Annotated in this window: 6 protein-coding genes; 4 read left to right on the forward strand and 2 right to left on the reverse strand. The window is 44.3% G+C overall.

Translation table 11 applies throughout. The features are described from left to right. Positions 1-136: 136 nt before the first annotated feature. Together IM319_RS00805 and IM319_RS00810 are read right to left on the reverse strand one after the other, a co-directional pair. On the reverse strand, positions 137-865 hold the full coding sequence (locus IM319_RS00805) for a Uma2 family endonuclease (protein ID WP_287734277.1): 729 nt from the start codon (positions 863-865) through the stop codon (positions 137-139). A gap of 152 nt (positions 866-1,017) precedes the next feature. Beyond that, positions 1,018-1,212 carry a hypothetical protein gene (locus IM319_RS00810; RefSeq protein WP_287734278.1) on the reverse strand — a complete coding sequence of 65 codons (195 nt, stop codon included), beginning with the start codon at positions 1,210-1,212 and terminating at the stop codon, positions 1,018-1,020. Positions 1,213-1,571: 359 nt separating this feature from the next. Between IM319_RS00810 and IM319_RS00815 the strand changes: the two genes are divergently transcribed. The 4 genes from IM319_RS00815 to leuS all read left to right on the forward strand — a co-directional run bounded on the left by IM319_RS00815 (position 1,572) and on the right by leuS (position 6,084). Further along, on the forward strand, positions 1,572-1,922 hold the full coding sequence (locus IM319_RS00815) for an STAS domain-containing protein (RefSeq protein ID WP_287078117.1): 351 nt from the start codon (positions 1,572-1,574) through the stop codon (positions 1,920-1,922). A gap of 291 nt (positions 1,923-2,213) precedes the next feature. Continuing rightward, positions 2,214-3,143, forward strand: coding sequence for a CoB--CoM heterodisulfide reductase iron-sulfur subunit B family protein (locus IM319_RS00820; RefSeq protein ID WP_286826238.1), 930 nt, complete (start codon positions 2,214-2,216; stop codon positions 3,141-3,143). A 27-nt stretch (positions 3,144-3,170) separates the two neighbouring features. Continuing rightward, on the forward strand, positions 3,171-3,506 hold the full coding sequence (locus IM319_RS00825) for a BON domain-containing protein (protein WP_287684610.1): 336 nt from the start codon (positions 3,171-3,173) through the stop codon (positions 3,504-3,506). 25 nt (positions 3,507-3,531) lie between these two features. After that, the gene (leuS, locus tag IM319_RS00830) at positions 3,532-6,084 is read left to right on the forward strand and encodes a leucine--tRNA ligase (protein ID WP_287734279.1); all 2,553 of its coding nucleotides are present in this window, start codon (positions 3,532-3,534) and stop codon (positions 6,082-6,084) included. Positions 6,085-6,489: the final 405 nt, after the last annotated feature.

Here is a 6,489-nt window from a genome sequence, read left to right on the forward strand (position 1 = left end):
CTGAAAGGTCGCGAAAGTCTGTGGACTTTGTGTAAGACAGTACATGGTTTTTTAACCGTGGTATGCAACGGTGGTTGAAGCAGAAACTTAAATCGTGAGGTTTAGGAATCGCCGCACTTTTAGGGCGGCGAGGATGTCAACCTTGCCCTTCCCCCATGATTCCTGCTTGCCGTAATAATTCCAGGAGCCGTTCATTTTCCTGTTCTGCTAAATTGGCCCGTTGCCGTTCTGCCTCTGCGGTTTGCTCTGCTAAATTAGCTCTTTGTTGTTCTGTGTGTGCGGTTTGCTCTGCTAAACTAGCCCGTTCGGATAACTCTAGGGTTGTTAAAAAACGATTACCCTGGGGAGTATAAATTTCTAACTGCTCCTGGTTTAACACAAAACGGATGTCTAACCGGGGACTAACCCAATCCGTCGCCATTTCGATCACTTGCAACTTGTTGGCCCTGCGCTGATACCCAGCAAAATCCACCCGTTCAGGGTCATAGATATAGTATTCCTCTACGCCATATTGTTCATAAAACCCTAACTTTTTGGCCATTTCCTTGAGGGTATTTCCCGGCGACAAAATCTCGAACACCACCTGGGGTGCAATATTTCCCTCCTGCCACTGACGATAGGAGCCGCGCTCGCCTTTAGGCCGTCCAAAGACCACCATCACATCGGGAGCCACGCGAATATCTGGACGACCCTCAACGGGATACCACAGTAAATCCCCCGCCACAAACACATCGGAAGCATCTCGAAATACACAATCAAGATTTTCCTTAATCAAGACAATCCAGCGAAATTGCAAGGTATTATCGGCCATCGGTTGTCCATCACTGTCAGGATAAATAACGGCTCGGTTTAGGGCTACGGTCATGGGTAGTGGCTCCCAACGCTCAAAGGTTATTTTAAAAGGGGGTTAGTCGGGGAAAGATTACTGTCGGTTAGCGAAAGCTCGTCTCCGCGATTAGATTGCAACAGCCCCGATCGCCCCAGTAAATCTATATAATCGAAAATATCCCTATCAACTTACCAACGCGGAACGAGATTAATCCGGCCTTCGTCCATTTCATCCATGAGTAACTCGAGGGCCTCGTAATCCACATCGGAAACGTAGCCAAGACGAGCGAGGAGTTCATTAATTCCGTTCTCGATTTCTGGCGTGATTTGACGATAATATAGGGCTTGTTCCACTAATTGGCGGATAGTCGGCTGGGTATCCACAATTTTCTTACGCTAGTTCAATAAATCTAGTTTCTGTATCCTGCTTTACTTTATTTCAGCAAAAATACCAGTATAATGCTTGGTCATCATCAGTCATTCGGGATTAGAACTTAAACCTAACGACTTTCCCCTGATGTTCACCCGAGTAAGTCCTGATCACTGTTTCTCTTTACTGTTCGGATCCCAAGGTTAACCTGAAACCGGTTCCTTCCTAAAGGGGTAAAGATTAAGAAAAGATTAATCTTTTCAGGAGAGAGAAAATATATCAAGACGAAGGTTACGAAATCAGAAAGTTAGGACATAATAGCGGTATCTGATCTCCAGTTAAAAGGTTCATTTATGAATTTCAAAGCCCAGCCATGAAAAGTCCTGTAAAAGTCCCAGAAATTGCTCTATTTGAGCCAAACGGCTATATTACCGCCGCTAACGTCCTAGAATTTCAAGAGCAGCTCACCAATCTGGTTAACCGGAGTCGCTCTATCACTTTTCTGGTGGATATGAGTAGGGTGGAATTCCTCGACAGCGCTGGATTAATGGCTTTAGTTAGCGCCTTTCGTCTGGCTCAAAGTCAAGAAAAATCCTTCAATATCTGTTCTATTCCACCTTCAGTCAAGATTATCTTTGAATTAACCCAACTCGATCGGGTTCTCTCTATTTTCCCTAGCCGTGCTGACTTTGATGCTGTTATCACCCTCACCCAAGCGGCGTAAGCAGACAAAATAGGGTTTCTCGCCGCAATTTCTCGGCTGCACTCTCAATTCTACCCGTAAATCACCTCTTGACCGGGCGGATTCCCATTTGTACAACCGACTCCTCAGGACAACAATTTTTTTCAAGGAGAGGCATTATACTGTTGAGATGGCTCTCCTCGTTTTTGGATATTATTTCTGGGACAAACCACCGTACACTTGTTCGGAGCAGCTCACAAAAGACTGTCTATTAAGAAATTCCATGACTTTAGTGATGACAGAGGGGAAGGGGGCCAAGATGGTAGATAGGTAATGAGTAGTAATTTCCTAGAATCCATGACAGTCAACAATCTCCAGTATGCTTATTTTCCCGGTTGTGTCGCCCAAGGTGCCTGTCGGGAACTATATTTATCCACGGCAGCCCTGACGGAAGCTTTGGGGATTAATTTAGTCGAACTCAAAAAAGCTGCCTGTTGTGGTTCGGGAACCTATAAGGAAGATTCGCAACTCTTGGAAGATGCCGTCAATGCGCGCAATATTGCCCTAGCGGAAGCCCTCAATTTACCCCTGTTGACTCACTGTAGCACCTGTCAAGGAGTGATCGGTCATGTGGACGAGCGCTTGAAGGAAGCAAAGCATAATAATCCCAATTATGTTGAGGAAGTTAATAATTATTTACAGAAAGAACATTGTTCCCCCTACCAAGGTACGACGACGGTTAAACACCTACTCTGGGCAATTGTCGGCGATTATGGCTTAGATAATCTGGCGGCCAAGGTGGTTCGTCCCTTATCAGGGTTAAATTGTGCCAGTTTTTATGGTTGTTATCTCCTGCGGGCCCAGGATACTCTCCCCTACGATAATCCCTTTCAGCCGGAATCTCTAGAAAATGTCTTTCGAGCGGTGGGGGCGAATCCGATTTATTATCAAGGACGCACTCAATGCTGTGGTTGGCCTCTGTCCAGTTATGCCACCACCCAATCCTTCCAAATGGCAGGAAAACACATTTTAGAGGCCATGGCAGCGGGGGCCGATTGTTTAGTCACCCCTTGTCCTTTATGCCATCTTAATCTTGATTCCCGACAACCGGAAGTGGCAAAAGTGATCGGTCGAAGTTTAGGTTTACCCGTGTTACATTTTTCCCAATTGGTCGCTTTAGCGGTGGGAGTCAGTCCCGATCGTTTAGGATTAGATCGACACATCGTTTCGACCAAATCCCTCTTAAAGAAATTGGGGTTTTAGGACAGGACTCAATCAGGAGTGTTAGCAATGGATTGGTTAAAAAGAATTTTCGGGTTAGATAAACCGGCAGATGCCGCTAGTGCGATCGCAGGGAAAGCCGCTGCTGCGGGTATTCCCCCCGAAAGAGTCGGATTAGATGGAAAATACGACGAAAGCGGACTAGCTAAACGAGTAGTTTTAGCTTTTGACGAGACACCGGATTTAGCTGATGAAGACAAATTGTGGGTCGCTCAAACTGGCAGTAAAGTTGTACTAAAAGGTACAGTTTCCAATCAGGCGACTTTAAATAAAATGGTTGCGATCGCCAGTAAAGTTCATGGGGCAACCAGCGTCGATACCAGTCAGGTAAAATGGGAAGGATAGATACAACTCAGGAGAAAGGACCCCAGTGCCGTACAACCCCGCAGAAATCGAACAGAAATGGCAGAAGATTTGGCAGCAAATGGGATTAGACAAAACCCCAGAAAACGCCGATAAACCGAAATTTTACGCCCTCTCCATGTTCCCCTATCCATCGGGCAACCTGCACATGGGTCACGTTCGCAACTATACTATCACCGATGTGATTGCCCGTCTGAAAAGAATGCAGGGTTATCGCGTGCTGCATCCCATGGGGTGGGATGCTTTCGGATTACCCGCAGAAAATGCCGCCATTGAAAGGGGAGTTCCTCCGGCAAAATGGACCGAGCAAAATATTGCCCAGATGAAACGGCAATTACAACAGTTAGGATTATCTATCGATTGGGAAAGAGAAGTGGCCACCTGTTCCCCGGAATATTATCGTTGGACCCAATGGCTATTTTTACAGTTTTTTGCATCGGGATTAGCCTATCAAAAAGAAGCGGCAGTGAATTGGGATCCTATCGATCAAACTGTCTTGGCAAATGAACAGGTAGATAGTGAAGGAAAATCTTGGCGATCGGGTGCTAAAGTAGAAAGAAAATTACTCCGGCAATGGTTCCTAAAAATCACCGATTATGCCGAACAATTACTCACTGATTTAGATAAACTTACCGGTTGGCCAGAACGGGTTAAAACCATGCAGTCCAACTGGATTGGTAAATCGGTAGGTGCTTATTTAGAATTTCCTCTTGTTAATTCCACAGAAAAAATTGCCGTTTTTACCACTCGTCCCGATACGGTTTATGGAGTGACTTATGTGGTACTTGCTCCCGAACATCCCTTAACTTTACAAGTTACCACTCCCGAACAAAAATCGGCCGTAGAAACTTTTATTCAAGAGATAGCCAGCGAAAGCGAATTAGAAAGAACTGCCGAAGATAAACCCAAACGCGGTATTAAAACCGGAGGACTAGCAATTAATCCTTTTACTGGTGAAGAAATTCCGATTTTAATTGCTGATTATGTCCTCTACGAATACGGTACGGGGGCAGTGATGGGAGTCCCGGCTCACGACAGTCGCGATTTTAAATTCGCTCGGGAAAATAACCTGCCAATTAAGATAGTTATTACTCCAGAAAGTGGCGAAATTGAGTTAAAAGAGGCCTATACAGAAGCGGGAATTATGATTAATTCCGCTCAATTTAATGGACTGAATTCCCAAGAAGGAAAAACCGCTATTATTGATTATGCCACTGCCCAAGGTTACGGCAAAGCTAGAATACAATATCGCCTCCGGGATTGGTTAATTTCCCGTCAAAGATATTGGGGTTGTCCGATTCCAGTTATCCACTGTCCTAACTGTGGAACCGTGCCAGTACCAGTGGAAAATTTACCCGTTACTTTACCAGAAAATGTCGAATTTAGCGGTCGAGGGGCTTCCCCTTTAGCTAAGTTGGAAGACTGGGTAAATGTGGATTGTCCTAGTTGTGGAACTCCCGCAAAACGGGAAACAGACACCATGGATACTTTCATCGATTCTAGTTGGTATTTCCTCCGTTATACCGATGCTAAAAATGAAGATATACCCTTTCAATTCGAGAAGGTTAATGATTGGATGCCCGTGGATCAATACGTCGGAGGAATCGAACACGCTATCCTACATTTACTCTATTCTCGTTTCTTTACCAAAGTTTTAAGAGACCGAGGGTTAGTTAATGTCGATGAACCTTTTAACCGTCTGTTAACCCAGGGAATGGTACAGGGATTAACCTACAAAAATCCCGAAACTGGCAAATATGTCCCCGCAGAAAATGTTATCTATAAAGAGGATAAATATTGCGATAAAGACACGGGAGAAGTTCTTTCTTTCTTCTTTGAAAAAATGTCCAAGTCGAAATATAACGGCGTTGATCCTCTGAAAGTCCTCGAAAAATATGGGGCTGATACTGCCCGAATGTTTATACTTTTTACCGCACCCCCAGAAAAAGATTTACAGTGGGAAGATGCCGGGGTAGAAGGACAATTTCGCTTTCTTAATCGGGTGTGGCGTTTAGTCAGCGAATACATTGAAAATAAACCCAAGCAAGTCAAAAAAATAGAAACTTTCTCGAAAACTGACAAGGATTTAAGACGGGCAATTCACACCGCTATTAAAGAAATCTCCGAGGATTTAGAAGGAGATTATCAATTTAATACCGCCATTTCCGAATTAATGAAACTCAGTAACGCTTTAGGGGATAATAAGTGTTTTGAATCCCCCATTTATCGGGAAGGAATCGAAACCCTATTAATCTTACTTTCCCTCTTTGCTCCCCATCTTAGCGAAGAATTATGGCAAGCTTTAGGCCATAGCCAATCAATTCACCTGCAACCCTGGCCAAAAGTTGATCCTACTGCCCTTATTGTGGACGAGATCACCCTTGTAATCCAAATTTTGGGAAAAACCAGAGGCACGATACAAGTTCCCGCTAGTGCCGATAAAAGCACCTTAGAAACCCTCGCCCTGGAATCAGAAATCGCCCAACGTTATTTAGAGGGCAAGGAAATCAAAAAAGTGATTGTTGTCCCGGGCAAATTAGTTAACTTTGTCGTGGGTTAAATGACAGCAATTACCACAATGGTAGGGAATTAAAGAACCTTTTCAGTTATCAGTAAATAGGGTCTGCTGAATAAATCTAAAAACCTTGTTGGGTAAGACTTTTAGACTTTTTGTCAATCAAAAAGTACTGGATATGTGAGTGATCGGGGGGAAATTTAGGCACTTTTTCCCTGAAAATTAGGTAATTGGCCACCTCAAAACTGGTAAAACCCCACACCCCACACCCCACACCCTGCCACCACCGAAAAACTTTTTGCCGCAAACCCTAAATAGGGTCTGCTGAATAAATCTAAAAACCTTGTTGGGTAAGACTTTTAGACTTTTTGTCAATCAAAAAGTACCAGGCATGGGAGTGATCAGGGGGAAAATTCAGGTACTTTTTCCCTGAAAATTAGGTAGTTGACC

It is taken from the genome of Microcystis sp. M113S1 (assembly GCF_020246945.1).
In the GTDB taxonomy this organism is placed as follows: Bacteria; Cyanobacteriota; Cyanobacteriia; order Cyanobacteriales; family Microcystaceae; genus Microcystis.